Source organism: Pseudoxanthomonas sp. 68-E7 (assembly GCF_057773145.1).
Window position 1 is genome coordinate 573,746 of record NZ_JBYMTI010000001.1, and the last position, 17,482, is coordinate 591,227.

Genomic DNA, 17,482 nt, shown 5'->3' on the forward strand with positions numbered 1-17,482 from the left:
AAGATACTCCGCTTGCACCTGCAACGGTCCGTTGCGACGATTCGCGCAGGGGACCGACCGGGAACAAGGGATACGACGGCATGGGATGGCGGATCTGGATGTTGGCGGCGTGGCTGGCCTGCGCGACGGTGCAGGCGGGCGTGCCGGAGATTCCGCGGTTCCGGATGATGACGGTGGCCGATGGCCTGCCGTCCACCACCATCCCGGCGATGGCCCGGGATCGGGCCGGCTATCTGTGGCTGGCGACCTGGGACGGCGTGGCCCGCTACGACGGCGTCAATTTCAGGATCTGGCGCCACGATCCCGATGATCCGGGCTCGTTGCCGGGCAACGTGGTCCAGGCGCTGCACGTGGATGACCAGGACAGGGTCTGGGTCGCCACCGAGAATGGCGGCCTGAGCATGATGGGACCCGAGCGACGCGGATTCCGCCACTTCCGCAGGGCCGATCATCCGCAGATGGGCAGCGACGATGCCTTCGCCATCACCAGCCATGCCGGCGAGGTGTGGTTCGGCACCTTCGGCGGCGGCCTGCACCGGATTGGCACCGACGGCCAGGTCCGGCGGTTCAGCGCGATCGAGGGCGATCCGGCCAGCCTGCCCTCGGACAACGTGCTTTCGCTGGCGTTCGATCCCCGTGGGGAGCTGTGGGTCGGCACGATGAGCGGCCTGGTCCGCTTCGACGGCAAGCGGATGCAGCGCGAGCCCCTGCCCGGGGGCGAGGCGCTGATCATCTATTCGGTGACCGTCGATGGCGATTCGATCTGGGCGGGCACCTCGGCGGGCGTGTACCGCTGGCGGCGCAACGGCGGCTGGAGCACACCGGCGTGGTCGCCGATGTTCGAACGGCCGAACGCGGTGATGGCGATGGCCGCCGATGGCCACGGCGAGTACTGGCTGGCCAGCCAGGGCGGCCTGTGGCATACCGATGGCGATCGCGCACCCGCCCCCATCGCGCAGGACAGCCAGGGCGTGGGCGTGGGGCGGGTGTTGCAGACCCTGCTCATGCAGCCGGATGGCGGCCTGTGGGTGCCGGTGCCCACGCGTGGCGTGGCCTACCTGCGTTCGGATTGGCGGCGGATTGCCTCGTTCACCCCCGCGCAGGGCCTGGGTGGCGGCCTGTATCGCGGCTTGGCGACATCGACGAGCGGAACCGGTCTGTGGCTGGTCAGCAGCATCGGCGGAGTGGAGCGGCTGGATACCGCTCGCGGCGAGGTCGAGCCGCTGGGCCTGCATGCGCAGCGCCTGAAGGAACTGCGCTTCACCTCCGTGCTGGAGGATCGCCAGGGCCGGCTGTGGCTTGGGCATCGCAACGGCCTGATCCGCATCGATCCGCGCAGCGGCGAGAAGCGCGAGTGGTCGAACGCCGAAGGCGCGGACCAGGTACCCGACGGCACCTCGGTGGACTGGCTGGTGCAGGTCGGCGACGGCACCCTCTGGATCGCGACCCAGATGGGATCGCTGCAGCACCGCGACAGCGAGACCGGGCAGGTGCTCGACAATCTGGCGCGTTCCGAACAGGACAGCGAGCCGAGCGAGATCGACACCATGCTGGCCGGGCCGGACGGCCGCCTGTGGACCGCCAGCAATCGCGGCATCGAACGCTGGGATCCCGAACAGCACCGGTTCGTCACCGTGATCGGCGCGGGCGTGGAGCGGGTGCTTTCCTTCGCGTTCGCCTCACCGGACGAACTCTGGCTGCACCGGCTGTCCGGGATGGAGCATTGGCGTCAACGCGATGGCCGCTGGACCCAGGTGCGCCAGATCGCGCCCCGCCAGGGCCTGCCGGCGCTGGAATCGACCGGCATGATCATCGATCCGGAAAAGCGCGTCTGGCTGGCGACCCGGCGCGGCCTGTTCCGTGTCGAGGCGCCCGATGACCAGGCGCCGGTGCGGGTGCGCAATTTCGGCGTGCGCGATGGCCTGATGAGCCAGGAGTTCAACGATCGCGGCCTGCTGCTGGCCGACGGAGGACTGCTGGCCGGCAGCACCGCCGATGGTTCGGTCATGCTGCTGGACACGGCGCTGCCGGATCCGCCGCCGCTGGTCCCGCACCTGCTGCTGGACGGCCTGCAGGTGAACCAGCGCGATCACATCGTGCAGTTGCCGATGAAGGGCGGTTTCGAACTGCTGCCGGACGATCACGACCTGCAGCTCAGCCTGCGCCTGCTCAGCTACGAGGACCCGCTCGCGCACCGCTATCGTTCCTGGCTGCAAGGGTTCGACCAGGGCTGGGTCGATCAGGGCGCCAGCGGCGAGCGGGCGTTTTCCAACCTGCGCCCCGGCCACTATCGGCTGCGCATGCAGGCGTTCGACGCGGCCGGCAATCCGTCGGAGGAACGCCAGCTTTCCTTCGAGGTCCTGCCGCCGTGGTACCGCAGCGTGTGGGGCATCAGCCTGCTGTCCGCGGCCGGCGCGCTGCTGCTGGCGCTGCTGGCGGCGGCCTACCGGCGCCGGGTCCGCCGGCGCACGGCCTGGCAGCTGGCCGAACACAAGCGCGAGGTCGCCGAACAGGCGTCGCTGGCCAAGACCCGCTTCCTGGCCACCCTGGGCCACGAGGTGCGCACGCCGATGACCGGCGTGCTGGGCATGAGCGAACTGCTGCTGGCCACGCCATTGACCGAGACCCAGCGCCACTACACCACCGCCATCCAGGGCGCGGGTTCGCACCTGCTGCGGCTGGTCAACGATGCGCTGGATCTGGCGCGCATCGAGGCCGGCAAGCTCGACATGGACATGCAGGACGTCGATCTGCGCGGCCTGATCCGCGAGGTCGTCGACATGACCGCGCCGATGGCCGAGAAGCGCGGCCTGTCGTTCTCCGACGAATGCGCCGACGACGTGCCCGCGCAGGTGGTGGCCGATCCGCTGCGCCTGCGCCAGATCCTGCTCAACCTGCTCGGCAACGCGATCAAGTTCACCGAGCGTGGCGGGGTCGGCCTGCGCGTGCTCCGGCTGCAGCCTAACGGCGTGCGCCTGGAAGTGACCGATACCGGTCCGGGCATCAATGCCGAACAGCAGGCGCGCCTGTTCCAGCGCTTCGAGCAGGCCGATGGCGCGCGCACCGCCTCGCGTTACGGCGGCAGCGGACTGGGCCTGGCGATCTGCCAGGAACTGGCGGTCGCGATGGGCGGCAGCATCCAGGTGGAAAGCCGGCCCGGCCTGGGCACGCGCTTCATCGTCGACCTGCCGCTGCAGCACGCGGCGCCGGCCACCAGTGCACCGCGCGTGCATCCGGCCTCGGCCCAGGAGCGCCGCATCCTGCTGGTGGAAGACGATGCCACGGTGGCGGAAGTGATTGCCGGATTGCTGCGTGCGCGCGGCCACCGGGTCGTGCATGCGGCGCATGGGCTGGCCGCGCTGGGTGAAACCGCCAGCCAGGCGTTCGACGTCGCCCTGCTGGATCTGGACCTGCCCGGACTGGACGGCCTGGCGCTGGCGCGGCAACTGCGGCTGGGCGGTTTCCGCGCACCGCTGATCGCCATCACCGCGCGCGCCGACGCCGAGGCCGAGCCGCAGGCGCGCGCGGCCGGTTTCGACGATTTCCTGCGCAAGCCGGTGACCGGCGACATGCTGGCCGACACCATCCAGCGCGCCTGCGACGGCGTGGCGGGCAACATCTGACGACCCGCCTGCACGGCGGGCGGTGACGGGGGACGAGCGATGCGCAGCGGGAATGGAAGGCGAAGGATCGCAACGCCCGGCGACGGATATCGAGGCTGCCTGCGCGCATGGCTGTTGCTGTTCGCCGTTCCGATGGCGCTGGCAGGCGAACCGGAACCGGCGCCAAGGGAAGAACCCGCGCCGTTCCTCGGCGCATTCCTCACCGAAACGCGGATCCTGTACCCGTTGAAAGTCGATGCCTGGGAGGCATTGGGAGAGCATCGTTTCGAGCTTGCCGAGCTCGGCGCTTCGGTCCGTTACCAGGATCCCGCCAGCGAGGATCGCTGGATGGATGCGTATTTCTATCCGGCCGGGATGCTGCCACCGGAGCGCCTGCGCAAGGACGTCCAGCAGACGGTTGACGAGATCAGCGGCCTGGCCGGGCGTGCGGACGGCTACGAGCGGATCGCGATGGGCGCGTTGAAGCCCGTCTCCGTCACCCTCGGCAAGGGCCGGGACAAGCGGAGCCTGGAAGCCTATTCGGTGTCGATGCAGCTCCAGCGCAAGGGCAAGTCCTACCACTCGGCGATGGTGATGCTGGTCAGCGACATGTACTACGTCAAGACCCGCATGACCGTGGCCGAGGACCAGCTCAGGCAGGAACGGGTGCGATCCCTGCTCGAAAAAAGCACCGTCGAACTCGTTCGCGCGCTGCGCGTGTCCAACACCGGCCGCTGCTGGAATCCGGCGCCCATCGTGGCCGCGACCACGCCATTGGCGACCGGCAAGCCGGATCTGGTGGGGAGCGCCAACGTGGGCGGCGTGGTGTCGGTGCTGGCCTACGCGGACCGGATCGAGGCGCTGGATCCGAAGTCTCCCCAGGCCAGGGTATTGCAGCTGATGGCCGGAACCGCCACCGGCCGCATCGGTCCGGGATGCGTGCCGGCGGAAGACATGAATCCGGCAGTGCCGGAGGGCATGCGCGAACTGCGCTTCGAATACAGCGCTCCGAAAGAAGACACCGACGGAAACTCGCCGCGGTTGCGCGGGCGGCGGACGGGCGTGGGGTGAGGGTGGGGTGGATGCGGGAGGGCGGTCAGCCTTCCTGGGTTACCAGCCAATGGGTGAAGGCCACTGTTGCTGGCGCGAAAAGCAAATCCCCCTCGGTCCCCCTTCTGCGAAGGGGGGCAAAAGGCTTAGCCTTTGCCAATCCCCAATCCCCAATCCCCAATCCCCAATCCCCAATCCCCAATCCCCAATCCCCAATCCCGCCTAATCCGCCCAGCCTTCGGCGTAGATCGTGCGCGCGGCGTCATCGGGATCGGCGTGGATCCAGATACCGCTGATCTCGTCCATGCGCAGGTACAGCGCGTCCTCGCTTTCCTCCATCCTGCATTCGGGCGCGCCTTCGCGCACTTCGCGTTCCTCGCGCAGGTGGCGCTTCCGGCAATCGGATTCCAGCTGCGCGCGCAGATCGGTGGCGACCGCGGCGTAGGGTTCGGCCAGCACGTACTGGTGATCGCCCCACAGTTCGGAGTCCATCCGTCGTATTTCGCTGACCGCGTGTCCGGCCAGCCAGACCCGGCCGGGTTTGAGGAAGGCCGTCGCGGTGAGCGCCATCAATGCGGCCTCGCCTTCCGGCGCGTCCATGGGCTGGCAATCCAGATGGATGCGATCCACGGCCTCGCGCCACGGATATGGCAACTCGTCCACCCGGCGTGCGCGCACCGCCTCGCAGCCCGGCGCGCGCGGCAGGCCGTTGTCGTCCAGGGGCGGCGCCAGGCCGGTGTCCTGCACCAGCATCGGAAAATCGTCGCCCCGCACTTCGATCGTGACCGGCGCGCGTTCGCCGGTCCCGACGGGAACGCCATCCCCGGCCCGCGCGATGGACGGCACGGACAGGATCAGCGCGATGACGGCGAAGGAAAGCGCGTGGGGGCGGCCGTCCATTGCGGGCTCCGGAAACGTCGCGCCTATCGGGCGCTGAATTCGTGCACGGCGTCCACCAGCACCGCGACGTGATCGGGATTCATGTCCGGCGACATGCCGTGGCCGAGGTTGAAGATGTGGCCGTCACGGCTGCCGCCAGCGCCTTCGGCGTAGCTGTCCAGGGTCGCCCGGGCGTGCGTGCGGATGGCATCGGGCGAACCGTACAGCACGGCCGGATCCAGGTTGCCCTGCAGCGCCACCTTGCCGCCGGTGCGACGGCGCGCGTCGGCCAGTTCGACCAGCCAGTCCACGCCGACGCCTTCGGCGCCGCTGTCGGCCAGTGCTTCCAGGTGCGCGGCGTTGCCCTTGCCGAACAGGATCAGCGGGGTGCGCTCCGCGCCTTCACCGCGTTCGAGCTCGCGCGCGATGCGGGCCAGGTAGGGCAGCGAGAACTCGCGGTACATCGCCGGCGACAGCACGCCGCCCCAGGTGTCGAACACCTGCAACGCCTGCGCGCCGGCCGCGCGCTGCGCGGACAGGTAGGCGATCACCGCATCGGTGTTGACGGACAGGAGCTTGTGCAGGGTGGCCGGATCGTTCAGCGCCATCGCCTTGATCCGCGCGTAGTCCTTGCTTCCGCCGCCTTCGACCATGTAGCAGGCCAGCGTCCACGGGCTGCCGGAGAAACCGATCAGCGGCACCTGGCCGTCCAGCTCGCGCCGGATCAGGCGCACCGCGTCCATCACGTAGCGCAGCTCGGTCTCCATGTCCGGCACCGCCAGTTTTTCCGCGTCGGCGGCGGTGCGCACGGTGCGTTCGAACTTCGGGCCTTCGCCCTCGACGAAATACAGGCCCAGGCCCATCGCGTCGGGCACGGTGAGGATGTCGGAGAACAGGATCGCCGCGTCCAGCTTGAAACGGCGCAGCGGCTGCAGGGTCACCTCGCAGGCGATCTCCGGGTTCTTCGCCATGCCCAGGAAACTACCGGCGGCGGCGCGGGTGGCGCGGTACTCCGGCAGATAGCGTCCGGCCTGGCGCATCAGCCACACCGGCGTGCAGTCGACGGGTTCGCGCTTGAGGGCGCGCAGCAGGCGGTCGTTCTTCAATGGACTGGACATCATGTTCCTTGTGGGGAGTCCGGCGGTGGAATCGCCGGGTGGGGGAAAAATGCGCGGCGCGGCGCGGGGAGGCGGACAGGCCGGTCAGGCGGCGCGGAGAGCGGCCGCCGCGGAGATGCTCACGGCTGCGGTGCTCCCTGCGTGAACGTGATCTGGTAGCCACGCTTGATGTGCGTGTCGCGGGCCTTCTCGAAGGCCGCATCGGCCTCGGACTGCAGCAGATATTGCTCGCGCTTGAGCTGCGCGCGCCCGCCGATCTGGCCGCTTTCGCGCAGCAGCTCCCAGCCGCCGAACAGGTCCGGTTGCAGGGTCAGCTGGACGTAGCGGGGAGCTTCGCCCGTCTCGGGGCGTTGCTGCAGGAAGACGCGCATGGGGCGGATTGTAGCGAAGCGGCGGCCGTTCAGCCGCCGCGGAAGCTGCGCCGGTAGGCCGAGGGCGAGGTGCCCAGGGCGGCGGCGAAGCGCTGTCGCAGCGACACCGCGCTGCCGAAGCCGGCCTCGGCGGCGACGTGATCCAGCGGCCGGTCGGTGGTCTCCAGCAGTTGCTGCGCCCGCGCCAGCCGCTGGTGGGCCAGCCAGTCGCCGACGCTGGCACCGGTGGCGCGGCGGAATCGGCGGGTGAAAGTGCGTCGGCTCATCAGCGCCCGGTCGGCCAGTTCGTCCACGCCCAGCCGCTGGTCCAGGTGCGCCAGCGCCCAGGCCAGCACCGCCCGCAGGCGGTCGTCGCCGGGGTCGGCCGGCAATGGCTGCTCGATGTACTGGGTCTGGCCGCCCTGGCGGTGTGGCGCCACCACCAGCCGGCGGGCGATGCGGTTGGCCACCTCGGCGCCGTGTTCGCGCCGGACCAAGTGCAGGCAGCAGTCGATGCCGGCGGCGGTGCCGGCCGAGGTCAGCAGCTCGCCGTCATCCACGTACAGCACGTCCGGTTCAAGCCGCACTCGCGGGTAGCGACGGGAAAACGTGTCCAGCGCCGCCCAGTGGGTGGTGGCCGGGCGGCCGTCCAGCAGGCCGGCGTCGGCGAGCACGAATGTGCCCAGGCACAGGCCCACCAGCCGGGCGCCGTTCGCATGGGCCCGGCGCAGCGCCTGGCGCAACGCCTCGGGCGCCGGTTCGTCCTGATCCCGCCACGACGGCACGACCACGGTGTCCGCGCCTTCCAGTCCTTCCAGGCCGTGTTCTGGCTGCAGGGCGAAGCCGGCGTCGGTGCGCAGCGGGCCGGGCTCCACCGCGCAGACGCGGAGATCGAAGTCGGGCATGCCCGGCGCCGGCCGGGATTCGAACACCAGGCAGGGCACCGACAGGTGGAAGGGACTGATGCGGTCGAAGGCGACCACGGCGATGCGATGCAGGGACATGGCCCGATTCTATCGAAAGATGAGCTTCGGGCCACTCGTGGGGTTCCGGCCCGCCGCCCAGAATGCCGCCACCCCTCCCACCGGAACCCAATGCCATGTCATCGCCCCGCCGCGCCCTCATCGTCATCGACGTCCAGAACGAGTACTTCACCGGCCAGTTGCCCATCGAGCACCCGCCGGTGGCCCAATCGCTGCCCAGGCTGCTGGAGGCGATGGACGCCGCCCGCGCCCGCAACATCCCCGTCATCGTGGTCCAGCACAGCGCCCCGGCCGGCGCACCGGTGTTCGTGCCGGGCACCGACAGCTGGGAATTGCACCCGGAAGTGGCTCGCCGCCCGCGCGACCACTACATCGGCAAGTCGCTCGCCAGCGCCTTCACCGGCACCGACCTGGCCGACTGGCTGGCCGCGCGCGACATCGACACCCTCACCGTGGTCGGCTACATGACCCACAACTGCGATGCCTCCACGATCTACGAAGGCGCGCACCGCGGCCTGCGGATGGAATTCCTGCACGACGCCACCGGCGCGCTGCCCTATGCCAACGCGGCCGGCTCGGCCAGCGCCGAGGAAATCCACCGGGTCTTCAGCGTGGTCTTCCACAGCAACTTCGCCGCGGTCGCCTCCACCGCCGAGTGGATCGCCGCGCTCGACGCGCAGCAAGCCCTGCCGGTCGACAACGTGCCGCAGTCCAACCTGCGCGCCCGCGAAGCAATCGCCTGACCCGAATCCTACAGAGTTCGTGTCGTCTCGATACCACTACCTCCACGGAACACCCATGAACCTCATTCGCAGCCGCGACTACACCGCCGAACGGGCGTGGGGCGCACTCGACATCGCCCGTCTTGACGACGTCAGCGTGCGCCTGCACTGGACTGACCAGCCTTACCTCTGGCACGTGAATGACGGCGAAGAAGTATTCGCGGTGATGGACGGCCGGGTGCGCATGCATTGGCGTGAACAGGGCGACGAACATGCGGTGCTGCTGGAACCCGGCGACATTTTCCATGCATACACCGGCACAGAGCACCGCGCCGAACCGCTCGGCGTGGCGCGAATCCTGGTGATCGAACGCGCCGGCAGCATTTAGCCGGCAGCGCGCGGCCAGCACCCCTTCCCCCGCGTGCGGGGGAAGGTTGGGATGGGGGCTGCTTTCAGCGGTCTGGAAACCCCGAAAAAAACATTCGCCCCCCAGTCATCCCCGCAAGCGGAGGAGGGGCTGAATCCGTGGCTCGCCCGTTTCCTGCGCACGGCGAAGTAAGGAACCATGTCCGCGCACGCGCAACACGACTATGGGAGCGACTCAGTCGCGATGGGACTTTCCCGCAATCTTCACCGCGACCGACGTCGCTCCCACGGGAAACTCAACCGGCCGCCAACACCTTCAACACCTGCGCCTCGTCGACATCCGGCACCACTTCGGCGCGGCCGATGCCGCGCCACAGCACCAGGCGCAGGCGGCCGGCCTGGTTCTTCTTGTCCAGGCGCATGCGCGACAGCAGCGCGTCGGGTGCGAGCCCGGCCGGAATCGCGGTCGGCAGGCCATACGCCCGCAGCAAGACGATCAAGCGCTCGGTATCGGCGTCGTCCGCCATGCCGAGTAGCGCCGACAGCCGCGCCGCCAGCACCATGCCCACCGCCACCGCTTCACCGTGGTTGAGATTGTCGTTGTCCGGACTGCCGTAACCCTGTTCGGTCTCGATGGCGTGGCCGAAGGTGTGGCCCAGGTTGAGCAGCGCGCGTTCGCCGCGCTCCAGCGGGTCGCGCGCGACGATCTCCGCCTTGTGCTCGCAGCTGCGCGCGATGGCCTGCGCCAGCACGGTGGGCTCGCTCTCCAGCAGCGCGGCGCGCTCGGCTTCCAGCCATTGGAAGAACAGCGGATCCCGGATCGCGCCGTACTTGATCACCTCGGCCAGGCCGGCGCGCAGCTCGCGCGGCGGCAACGTGCCCAGCGCGGCGGTATCGGCGAATACCGCGCGCGGCGGGTGGAACGCGCCCACCAGGTTCTTGCCCTGCGGGATGTCCACCGCGGTCTTGCCGCCGACCGAGGAATCCACCATCGACAACAGCGTGGTCGGCAACTGCACGCAGTCCACGCCGCGCATCCAGCATGCGGCGGCGAAGCCGGCCAGATCACCGACCACGCCGCCGCCCAGCGCGAACACGCAGGCGTCGCGGGTCGCGCCGAGGGTGGCCAGCGCCTCGATGGCGTGGCCGAAATGCGCCAGCGTCTTGGACGCCTCGCCGGCGGGCAGCACGAAGGTGCCGATGCCCAGATCCGGCCGCGCGGCATGCAGCGCCTCGCGCACGGCGGCCGCGTACAGCGGCGCCACGGTCGAATCGCTGACCAGCAGGACGTGCCGACCGCGCACGTGGCGGGCCAGCGCGGCGCCGTCGGCCAGCAGGCCCGGACCAATCGTGATGGTGTAGGGCGTCTCGCCGCCGACATCGACGGTGCGGAAAAGCGGATTCATGCGGGGGTCTCTTGGCGCTGCCAGCGGATGGCCAGCAGATGGCACAGGCGCAGGGTGGCGTCCGGCGGCATCAGGTGATCGGTATCGAGGCTGAGATCGGCGATCTCGGCATACAGTGGCGTCCGTACCTGCGCCATCTCGCGCAATACCTGTTCGCGATCGGGGCGTTGCAGCAACGGACGGTTGGTGCAGCGGGCCAGGCGCTTGAGCTGGCCCTCCACGCTCACGCCCAGATGGACGACGAAACCGCGCTGGCGCAGCAGGGCGCGGTTGTCGGCCGACAGCACCGCGCCGCCGCCGGTGGAAATCAGCTGGCCTTCGCCGGCCAGCAGCTCGCGCAACACCGCGGTCTCGCGCTCGCGGAAACCGGCTTCGCCGGCGTGCTCGAAGATCTCCGGAATGGTCGCGCCCGCCCGTTCGACGATGGCCTGATCGGCATCGACGAACACCAGCCCGAACCGGTCGGCGACGCGCTTGCCGATCGAGGTTTTGCCGGCGCCCATGGGGCCGACCAGCACGAGGTTGGGGGCGGGATTCATCGCCGGGGATGCTAGCACCCGTGGCGGGGGCTTAACACGTTCTGGCCTACGGTGGCCGTCCCGGCGGCCCGTCCGCCTTGTTCCCGGAGCGACCCATGTCCGTTGCCAAGATCATCGAAATCAATGCCGCCTCCAAGACCAGCATGGAAGACGCGGTGAAGGTTGGATTGAAGAAAACCTCGGAAACCGTCAAGGGCATCAAGGGCGCATGGGTCAACGAGATCAAGGTGGTGACCGACGACGCCGGCAATGTCACCGAATGGCGGGTGAACCTGCGGATCAGCTTCGTGGTGGCGTAGAACCACCGGCATCCCTGCAGGAGCGACGTCAGTCGCGAAGGCTTTCCCGCGATGCCGGTCGCGACTGACGTCGCTCCTGCAGGGGCCGCCGCTGTTCGTCCAGCACCAGCATTCGATCCGCCAGGCCCGGAAGGGTGCGCAGCGCCTGCCGGCTGACCCGTTCGAAGAACTGCACGAAGCGCGCCACCCCGGCGGCGTCCATCGCGGCGACGCCGGGACGCGCGCCGGCGAGAGCGCGCTCCTGCTGCTCGCGCCAAGCGGCGACCACCTCGAAGCCGGGTGGTTGCAGGAACCACAGTCGGTCGAAGTGTTGCCACAGGGCCGGATAATCCCGGCGCAGCGCGTCATTGCAGTACCGCCGCCAGCGGCCGTCCGCATCCTGCTCGCGCTCCAGCGCGTTCAACGGCGCGCCCAACGCGGCCTCTTCCTCGGCCGGCGTGCCCAGGAACCAGCCTTCGAAAATCACCAGATCCGCGCCGGCCTCCAGTCGTTCCCACGCCGGCTCCGGTGCGCGATCGTCGGCCAGTTTGTCGAAGCGCGGCAGCACCGCTGGCCGGCCCGCGCGCAACGCATCCAGCAACCCACACGCCAGATCCACGTCGTGCGTGCCGGGCGGGCCACGGGTGGCGAGCAGCGGATGGACGTCGTGGGCCAGCCGCCGCCGTTCGGCGCGGGTCAGGTAGACGTCGTCGATGGACAGCACCGCCGGACGCCGTCCGCGCTGGCGCGCGAGGCTGGCGATCTGGGCGGCGAGCGTGGATTTTCCCGACCCCTGCAGGCCGCTGATCGCCAGCACCGGCACCGCCACGGGCACTGACAGCGCGTCGGCCAGCGCGGTCTCGACCCATTCGGGCGCGAACCCATCATCGTGGCCGGGGTGCGTGGATGCGGACATCGCGCGACAATAGCGCATGACCGCCGCGCACCGCGCGGCACCTTCCCTCTGCCGGGTGCGCAATGACCGACCTGTATGCCCAAGCCCTGACCACGTTCGCCGGACTCTACGAGGAAGCCCAGGCTTCCCCGCGCGAACTGGAAGCCAACGCCATGACCGTGGCGACCGCCACCCCGGACGGCCATCCCTCCGCGCGCACCGTGCTGCTGAAGGCGTTCGACGAACGCGGCTTCGTGTTCTACACCCACCTGCACAGCCACAAGGGCCGCGAACTGGAAACCAATCCGCGCGCGGCGCTGCTGTTCCTGTGGCGCAGCCTGCGCGACGCCGGCATCCAGGTGCGCATCGAGGGCGCGGTGGAGCAGGTGGACGCCGCCGAGGCCGACGCTTATTTCGCCTCGCGTCCACGCATGAGCCAGATCGGCGCCTGGGCCTCGCAACAATCCGAAACGCTGGCCTCGGCCGAGGCCTTCGACGCGCGCATCGCCGAGACCGAAGCGCGCTTCGCCGGAAAGGACGTGCCGCGTCCGGCCGGCTGGAGTGGTTTCCGGGTCATCCCGGAAGCGTTCGAGTTCTGGTACGGCGCGCAGTTCCGCCTGCACGAGCGCTGGCGCTACGAACGCGATGCGTCCGGCCAGTGGAGCAAGCGGATGCTGTTCCCGTGAGCGATGGCTGGAGCATCCGCCAGGCGCAACCCCGTGACACCGCCGGCTGGGCGCGCCTGCGCCAGGATCTATGGCCGATGGACAGTGCCAGCCAGCAGGCCGCCGACATCCTGGATTTCCTCGCCGGCGATGCGGCCGGGTTCCTCGCCACCGACACGGACGGACAGGTAGTCGCGTTCGCCGAGGCCAGCCTGCGCCACGACTACGTCAACGGCACCGAAGCTTCGCCGGTCGGGTTCCTGGAAGGCTGGTATGTGGATCCGGCCTGGCGCGGACGCGGCATCGGCCGCGCGCTGGTGCAGGCGGTGGAAGCGTGGACGCGCGCGCAGGGTTGCAGTGAACTGGCGTCCGACGCGCTGCTCGACAACCGCGACAGCCAGGCCGCGCACGCCGCCTGCGGCTTCGAGGAAACCGAGCGCGTGGTGTATTTCCGCAAGCGGCTGGACGACTGAGCATGGGCCCGCAACGCATCGTCTGCCTCACCGAGGAACCCACCGAAACGCTGTACGCGCTCGGCGAGCAGCAGCGCGTCGTCGGCATCAGCGGTTTTACCGTGCGGCCGCCGCAGGCGCGCCGCGAGAAGCCCAAGGTCAGCGCCTTCACCAGCGCCAAGATCGGCGAGATCATGGCGCTCAAACCGGATCTGGCGATCGGCTTTTCCGACATCCAGTCGGAGATCGCCGCCGAGCTGATCAAGCAGGGCGTGGAAGTGTGGATCGCCAACCATCGCAGCGTGGATGGCATCCTCGACTACATCCGCCGCCTCGGCGCGCTGGTCGGCGCGACCGACAAGGCGAACGCCTATGCCGACGGCATCGAGGCCGGGCTGCGCGCCATCGAGCAGGCCGCGGCCACGTTGCCGCGTCGCCCGCGCGTGTACTTCGAGGAATGGGACGAACCGATCATCACCGGCATCCGCTGGGTCGCCGAGATCGTCCGCATCGCCGGCGGCGACGACGTGTTTCCCGAGTTGTCCGCCGAACCGCTGGCGAAGCAGCGCATCCTCGCCAACGGCGACGAAGTCGTCCGGCGCGCGCCGGACATCATCCTGGGCTCGTGGTGCGGCAAGAAATTCCGCCCCGAGCGCGTCGCCGCGCGGCCCGGCTGGGACACGATTCCGGCGGTGCGCGACGGCGAACTGCACGAAATCAAATCGCCGCTGATCCTCCAGCCCGGTCCCGCCGCGCTCACCGACGGCGTGAATGCCATCGCCGCGATCATCCAGGCCTGGGCGGCGAAGCGGTCCTGAGACCGGCTTTCAAGCGGCCGGACGCACGCGCCGTGATTCTCCCTCAACCGGCCGGACGCACGCGTCCGGCCAGCAACGCGCCGACGACCGCCAACGCGGCGGTCAGGCCGAAGCTGAGTCCGAATGCCAGCGTCGGCGCGCGATCCAGCAGCGCCGCCACCAGCGAGCCGGCCAGCGCCAGCACCGTCGCGATCGCCAGCGCGTCCATCAACTGCAAGGCGGAACTGTTGCGGCCCTGCGCCTGCGGAGGAGAAAGCGAGAGCGTCAGTACCGACAGGCTGGGGTAGGTCAGGCCCATGCCGATGCCGGTGACTGCCCAGCCGACCAGCGCCAGCCCCAGGCCACCCGGCAGGAATATCGCCAGCGGCAAGGGCAGGATGCCGATCGCCATCATCGACAGGCCGATGCGCAGCAGCGTCGCGCGCGACCATGGCCGGCGCGTGTTGCCCTGGTACCACGAACCCATCGACCAGCCCAGCGCGCCGACGCTCAGCGCCACGCCCGCCCACAGCGGCGAGAGTCCGAACTGCTGCGCCAGCATCAGCGGAATGAATACCTCGGTACCGAAGAAGGTCGCGCTCGCCAGCCCGCGCAGCGCGATCACGCTGGGCAGGCCGCGCCGCAGGCTCAGGCTGCCCGTCGGCAACAGCTTGCGCGTCGCCGCGATCAACGCGAGCAGCGCCGCCGCCAGCAGCACTGCACCCAACGCATCGTGCCGCTGTCCGGCCAGATGCAACAGGCAGGCGGCCAGTGCCGCGAGCCCGGCCCAGGGCAACAGCGAGCCCCCGGTCGTTGTTCCGGCGCTCGTCGTCGGCAGCGCCTTCAGACCGGGCCGCAATGCCAACGCGGCCGGAATCGCCAGCAGCGGCACCGCCAGGAACACCCAGCGCCAGCCAACGTGTTCGACGATCAGTCCGCTCAGGCTGGGCCCGACCAGCGAGGGCACCACCCAGGCCGCCGAAAACGCGGCGAACACGCGCGGGCGCAGTGATTCCGGATAGGCGCGCGCCACCACCACGTACAGCGCCACCGACATCGCGCCGCCGCCGAAGCCCTGCACGATGCGCCCGAGCAGCAGCACCGGCATGTTCGGCGCCAGCCCCGCCACGATCAGGCCGGCGACGAACCACGACACGCCCCACCAGACCACGCGCCCCGGACCATGCCTGTCGCTGGCGAGGCCGGCCTGCACCATGCCGACCACGCTCGCCGCGAGGGTGCCGGCGAACGCCAGCGCGTACAGCGACAGGCCATCCAGCGCACGCGCGACGGTCGGCATCGCGGTCGCCACCGCCAGCGCCTCGAACGCGCCCAGCGAGACCAGCGCGACCATGCCCACCGTCATCGCGCGATGACGCGGCGCCAGCACGCCGTCCATGGGCGCGGCAGGCGGCATCGTGGCGGATGCCTCCGCGGCGTCCGGCGACGGGGAGGAAGAGGAGGAAAGGGAAGGGGATTCCATGGAGACAGCGGCGGAGTGGGGGGCGCGAAGCTTGCGCCCTCAAGCGCGGTTGAGGTCAACCGCTTCGCTCAGGCGCGCTCGTTGCCGGCGGAAGACGCTCAGAAATTGCGCTGGAACTGCAGCTTCTCGCTGCGGCCGTCCACGCGCACGGTCAGATCGAAGCGGTAGGTGTCGCGCGGTCCCACCTTGAGCGTGCCGATGTGATCGACATAGTCGCCGGTGCGCACCGCGCGGAACGCCAGCGCCTGCCGCTTGCCGGACAGATCCCGCGCCTCGCCCTCGACGTCGCCCTCGGTGACGGTTTCCTCGCCGCCGCTGACCTGGCGCAGGGCGATGACCACCAGCGCCGTTCCCGGCTCGCGCTGGACCTGGTATTCGCGCGCCACCGCCTCGCTCAGCGACAGCGTCGGCAGCGCGTTGAAGTGCACGCGCAGGGAACCGAAATCCTGCTGCGCTTGCACCGGCGGCACGAACTCGGCCACGCGCGGCGCTTCGCCGGACGAGCACGCGGCCAGCGCGAGCGAAAGGGCGCAGGCCATCCAGGCGGTCTTGATCATTTTCATGGCGGGTGTCGGTCTCAGTCGTTGGCGGCGGACAACTGGCGTCCGCGTTCGGTGGCGGCATGGATGGCCTTCGCCACCAGGGCCTCGAAGCCGCCGGCCTGGAAGGTTTCGATGGCGGCCTGGGTGGTGCCGTTCGGGGACGTCACCCGCGCGCGCAGCACGCCGGCCGGCTCGCCGGATTCGACCAGCATGCGCGCCGCGCCCAGCAGGGTCTGCGTGGCCAACTGGCGCGCCGCGTCCGGCGGCAGGCCTTCGGCTTCGCCGGCCGCCTGCATCGCCTCGGCCAGCAGGAACACGTAGGCCGGTCCGCTGCCGGACACCGCGGTGACCGCATCCATCAGCGCTTCGTCGGCAATCGCCACCGTCGGCCCCACCGCCGCCAGCAACGCCGCGGCGTCGTCGCGCTGCGCGGCATCGGCGCGATCATTCGCATACAGCCCGGTGATGCCCGCGCCCAACAGCGCCGGCGTGTTCGGCATCGCCCGCACCACCGCCACGTCGCCGCCCAGCCAGCGCTCCAGCTGCGCGGCGGTGATGCCGGCGGCGATCGAGATCGCCAGCGGACGCCGCGCCTGCGCCAGCGCGGTCAGATCCGCACAGACCGTGCGCATCACCTGCGGCTTGACCGCCAGCAGCCAGATATCGGCGTCGGCGGCGGCATCGGCGGCACTTGCATGGACCCGTACGCCAAAGTCCCGCGCCAGCGCCTCGCGCAACGCTTCCACCGGCTCGGCCACATGGATGCGCTCCGGCGCGTGGCCGCGCGCGATCAGCCCGCCGATCAGGCTGCGCGCCATGTTGCCGCCGCCGATGAAGGCGAGCGTGTTGGACGAAGGCGAGGAGGGCGATGGCATGGACGCGGTCCGTTGGAAAACCGCGTTGATTCTAGCGCAGCCTCCGCACCGGCAAGGGCCGGCACACCCGCGCGCCGGTCCGTGCCAACGCTAGAGCAGGCTGCAACTCCCACCCTGGCCCAGCGTCGCGCCGAGCATGACGCCGACGAAAAACAGCACCACCGCCAGAATCGCCGCATCGGACAGCAGGATGGACAATCGCCGGTGTTTCCGTACGCGATGCAGGTGCCACGCGAACATCGCTCCCAGCCCCGCCGCCCATGCGATGCCCGCGACGGCGGGCGCCACCAGGCTGCCGCCCAGCAGCGCGATGAGCGCAAAGGCCCAACCCGCCTTGCCGCACGCCGGCAGCCAGTAACCGATGCACGCGACATACGCCAGCAGCGGCAGAACGAACAGCGTGAACGCGGCGGCGCCGAATCGCTGGACCGGAGACAGGGGCAGATTCATTCCAGACCTTCAGGTGTCATGGCGGGGTGA

The 17,482-nt window shown here is 69.9% G+C and carries 19 protein-coding genes; 8 read left to right on the forward strand and 11 right to left on the reverse strand.

Annotation, left to right across the window (positions count from 1 at the left end):
* Nucleotides 1-80: 80 nt before the first annotated feature.
* Nucleotides 81-3,623, forward strand: coding sequence for a hybrid sensor histidine kinase/response regulator (locus tag AC3DE2_RS02720; protein ID WP_488424978.1), 3,543 nt, complete (start codon nt 81-83; stop codon nt 3,621-3,623).
* Between the two features lie 114 nt (nt 3,624-3,737).
* Entirely contained in the window at nt 3,738-4,673 is a 936-nt protein-coding gene (locus AC3DE2_RS02725; protein WP_488424979.1) for a hypothetical protein, read from the forward strand.
* 201 nt (nt 4,674-4,874) lie between these two features.
* Here AC3DE2_RS02725 and AC3DE2_RS02730 read toward each other — a convergent pair whose 3' ends face one another.
* From AC3DE2_RS02730 to AC3DE2_RS02745, 4 genes are all read right to left on the reverse strand, one after another.
* Nucleotides 4,875-5,552, reverse strand: a complete 678-nt coding sequence (locus tag AC3DE2_RS02730) for a hypothetical protein (RefSeq protein ID WP_488424980.1) — start codon at nt 5,550-5,552, stop codon at nt 4,875-4,877.
* A 23-nt stretch (nt 5,553-5,575) separates the two neighbouring features.
* On the reverse strand, nt 5,576-6,649 hold the full coding sequence (gene hemE, locus AC3DE2_RS02735; RefSeq protein ID WP_488424981.1) for a uroporphyrinogen decarboxylase: 1,074 nt from the start codon (nt 6,647-6,649) through the stop codon (nt 5,576-5,578).
* Nucleotides 6,650-6,768: 119 nt separating this feature from the next.
* Entirely contained in the window at nt 6,769-7,020 is a 252-nt protein-coding gene (locus AC3DE2_RS02740; protein ID WP_141453834.1) for a WGR domain-containing protein, read from the reverse strand.
* 29 nt (nt 7,021-7,049) lie between these two features.
* The gene (locus AC3DE2_RS02745) at nt 7,050-8,003 is read right to left on the reverse strand and encodes a GlxA family transcriptional regulator (protein WP_295380525.1); all 954 of its coding nucleotides are present in this window, start codon (nt 8,001-8,003) and stop codon (nt 7,050-7,052) included.
* 95 nt (nt 8,004-8,098) lie between these two features.
* Between AC3DE2_RS02745 and AC3DE2_RS02750 the strand changes: the two genes are divergently transcribed.
* Nucleotides 8,099-8,725 carry a cysteine hydrolase family protein gene (locus AC3DE2_RS02750; RefSeq protein ID WP_295380532.1) on the forward strand — a complete coding sequence of 209 codons (627 nt, stop codon included), beginning with the start codon at nt 8,099-8,101 and terminating at the stop codon, nt 8,723-8,725.
* A gap of 55 nt (nt 8,726-8,780) precedes the next feature.
* A complete protein-coding gene (locus AC3DE2_RS02755) occupies nt 8,781-9,092 on the forward strand; it encodes a cupin domain-containing protein (RefSeq protein WP_488424982.1) in 312 nt (103 codons plus the stop codon).
* Nucleotides 9,093-9,366: 274 nt separating this feature from the next.
* Here the strand turns inward: AC3DE2_RS02755 and aroB are convergent, their stop codons facing one another.
* Both aroB and AC3DE2_RS02765 read right to left on the reverse strand, forming a co-directional pair.
* Complete coding sequence (gene aroB, locus AC3DE2_RS02760) at nt 9,367-10,476, reverse strand: 3-dehydroquinate synthase (protein ID WP_295378405.1); 1,110 nt, start codon at nt 10,474-10,476, stop codon at nt 9,367-9,369.
* The gene (locus AC3DE2_RS02765) at nt 10,473-11,015 is read right to left on the reverse strand and encodes a shikimate kinase (RefSeq protein ID WP_295378404.1); all 543 of its coding nucleotides are present in this window, start codon (nt 11,013-11,015) and stop codon (nt 10,473-10,475) included. Before AC3DE2_RS02765 ends, aroB begins: the two co-directional genes overlap by 4 nt.
* Nucleotides 11,016-11,110: 95 nt before the next feature.
* Between AC3DE2_RS02765 and AC3DE2_RS02770 the strand changes: the two genes are divergently transcribed.
* Nucleotides 11,111-11,314 (forward strand): dodecin family protein, encoded by a 204-nt coding sequence (locus AC3DE2_RS02770; RefSeq protein WP_141453826.1) that lies wholly within the window; start codon nt 11,111-11,113, stop codon nt 11,312-11,314.
* A 28-nt stretch (nt 11,315-11,342) separates the two neighbouring features.
* Here the strand turns inward: AC3DE2_RS02770 and AC3DE2_RS02775 are convergent, their stop codons facing one another.
* On the reverse strand, nt 11,343-12,209 hold the full coding sequence (locus AC3DE2_RS02775; protein ID WP_488425244.1) for a kinase: 867 nt from the start codon (nt 12,207-12,209) through the stop codon (nt 11,343-11,345).
* Between the two features lie 62 nt (nt 12,210-12,271).
* On the opposite strand from AC3DE2_RS02775, the gene pdxH reads away from it, so the two are divergent.
* From pdxH to AC3DE2_RS02790, 3 genes are read left to right on the forward strand one after another with little or no spacing between them, the layout of a single operon-like run.
* Nucleotides 12,272-12,874: a pyridoxamine 5'-phosphate oxidase gene (gene pdxH, locus AC3DE2_RS02780; protein ID WP_295378402.1), complete on the forward strand. Its 603-nt coding sequence runs from the start codon at nt 12,272-12,274 to the stop codon at nt 12,872-12,874.
* The gene (gene aac(6') / locus AC3DE2_RS02785) at nt 12,871-13,326 is read left to right on the forward strand and encodes an aminoglycoside 6'-N-acetyltransferase (RefSeq protein WP_295378401.1); all 456 of its coding nucleotides are present in this window, start codon (nt 12,871-12,873) and stop codon (nt 13,324-13,326) included. The genes pdxH and aac(6') overlap by 4 nt, the downstream gene beginning before the upstream one ends.
* 2 nt (nt 13,327-13,328) lie before the next feature.
* On the forward strand, nt 13,329-14,123 hold the full coding sequence (locus AC3DE2_RS02790; protein ID WP_488424983.1) for a cobalamin-binding protein: 795 nt from the start codon (nt 13,329-13,331) through the stop codon (nt 14,121-14,123).
* Nucleotides 14,124-14,166: 43 nt separating this feature from the next.
* Here the strand turns inward: AC3DE2_RS02790 and AC3DE2_RS02795 are convergent, their stop codons facing one another.
* From AC3DE2_RS02795 to AC3DE2_RS02810, 4 genes are all read right to left on the reverse strand, one after another.
* Nucleotides 14,167-15,585 carry an MFS transporter gene (locus tag AC3DE2_RS02795; protein ID WP_488424984.1) on the reverse strand — a complete coding sequence of 473 codons (1,419 nt, stop codon included), beginning with the start codon at nt 15,583-15,585 and terminating at the stop codon, nt 14,167-14,169.
* Between the two features lie 98 nt (nt 15,586-15,683).
* Nucleotides 15,684-16,148 (reverse strand): DUF4426 domain-containing protein, encoded by a 465-nt coding sequence (locus AC3DE2_RS02800; protein ID WP_295378398.1) that lies wholly within the window; start codon nt 16,146-16,148, stop codon nt 15,684-15,686.
* Between the two features lie 14 nt (nt 16,149-16,162).
* Nucleotides 16,163-17,002: a pyrroline-5-carboxylate reductase gene (proC, locus tag AC3DE2_RS02805; protein ID WP_488424985.1), complete on the reverse strand. Its 840-nt coding sequence runs from the start codon at nt 17,000-17,002 to the stop codon at nt 16,163-16,165.
* Nucleotides 17,003-17,092: 90 nt separating this feature from the next.
* Nucleotides 17,093-17,452 (reverse strand): hypothetical protein, encoded by a 360-nt coding sequence (locus AC3DE2_RS02810; protein ID WP_295378396.1) that lies wholly within the window; start codon nt 17,450-17,452, stop codon nt 17,093-17,095.
* Nucleotides 17,453-17,482: the final 30 nt, after the last annotated feature.

Bases quoted from the DNA above. Each gene is read 5' to 3' on its own strand.
- proC (WP_488424985.1), bottom strand. From the start codon at position 17,002: ATGCCATCGCCCTCCTCGCCTTCGTCCAACACGCTCGCCTTCATCGGC.
- AC3DE2_RS02740 (WP_141453834.1), bottom strand. From the start codon at position 7,020: ATGCGCGTCTTCCTGCAGCAACGCCCCGAGACGGGCGAAGCTCCCCGC.
- AC3DE2_RS02750 (WP_295380532.1), top strand. From the start codon at position 8,099: ATGTCATCGCCCCGCCGCGCCCTCATCGTCATCGACGTCCAGAACGAG.
- pdxH (WP_295378402.1), top strand. From the start codon at position 12,272: ATGACCGACCTGTATGCCCAAGCCCTGACCACGTTCGCCGGACTCTAC.
- AC3DE2_RS02730 (WP_488424980.1), bottom strand. From the start codon at position 5,552: ATGGACGGCCGCCCCCACGCGCTTTCCTTCGCCGTCATCGCGCTGATC.
- AC3DE2_RS02745 (WP_295380525.1), bottom strand. From the start codon at position 8,003: ATGTCCCTGCATCGCATCGCCGTGGTCGCCTTCGACCGCATCAGTCCC.
- aroB (WP_295378405.1), bottom strand. From the start codon at position 10,476: ATGAATCCGCTTTTCCGCACCGTCGATGTCGGCGGCGAGACGCCCTAC.
- AC3DE2_RS02810 (WP_295378396.1), bottom strand. From the start codon at position 17,452: ATGAATCTGCCCCTGTCTCCGGTCCAGCGATTCGGCGCCGCCGCGTTC.
- AC3DE2_RS02800 (WP_295378398.1), bottom strand. From the start codon at position 16,148: ATGAAAATGATCAAGACCGCCTGGATGGCCTGCGCCCTTTCGCTCGCG.
- hemE (WP_488424981.1), bottom strand. From the start codon at position 6,649: ATGTCCAGTCCATTGAAGAACGACCGCCTGCTGCGCGCCCTCAAGCGC.
- AC3DE2_RS02775 (WP_488425244.1), bottom strand. From the start codon at position 12,209: ATGTCCGCATCCACGCACCCCGGCCACGATGATGGGTTCGCGCCCGAA.
- AC3DE2_RS02755 (WP_488424982.1), top strand. From the start codon at position 8,781: ATGAACCTCATTCGCAGCCGCGACTACACCGCCGAACGGGCGTGGGGC.
- AC3DE2_RS02790 (WP_488424983.1), top strand. From the start codon at position 13,329: ATGGGCCCGCAACGCATCGTCTGCCTCACCGAGGAACCCACCGAAACG.
- AC3DE2_RS02770 (WP_141453826.1), top strand. From the start codon at position 11,111: ATGTCCGTTGCCAAGATCATCGAAATCAATGCCGCCTCCAAGACCAGC.
- AC3DE2_RS02795 (WP_488424984.1), bottom strand. From the start codon at position 15,585: ATGGAATCCCCTTCCCTTTCCTCCTCTTCCTCCCCGTCGCCGGACGCC.
- AC3DE2_RS02720 (WP_488424978.1), top strand. From the start codon at position 81: ATGGGATGGCGGATCTGGATGTTGGCGGCGTGGCTGGCCTGCGCGACG.
- AC3DE2_RS02765 (WP_295378404.1), bottom strand. From the start codon at position 11,015: ATGAATCCCGCCCCCAACCTCGTGCTGGTCGGCCCCATGGGCGCCGGC.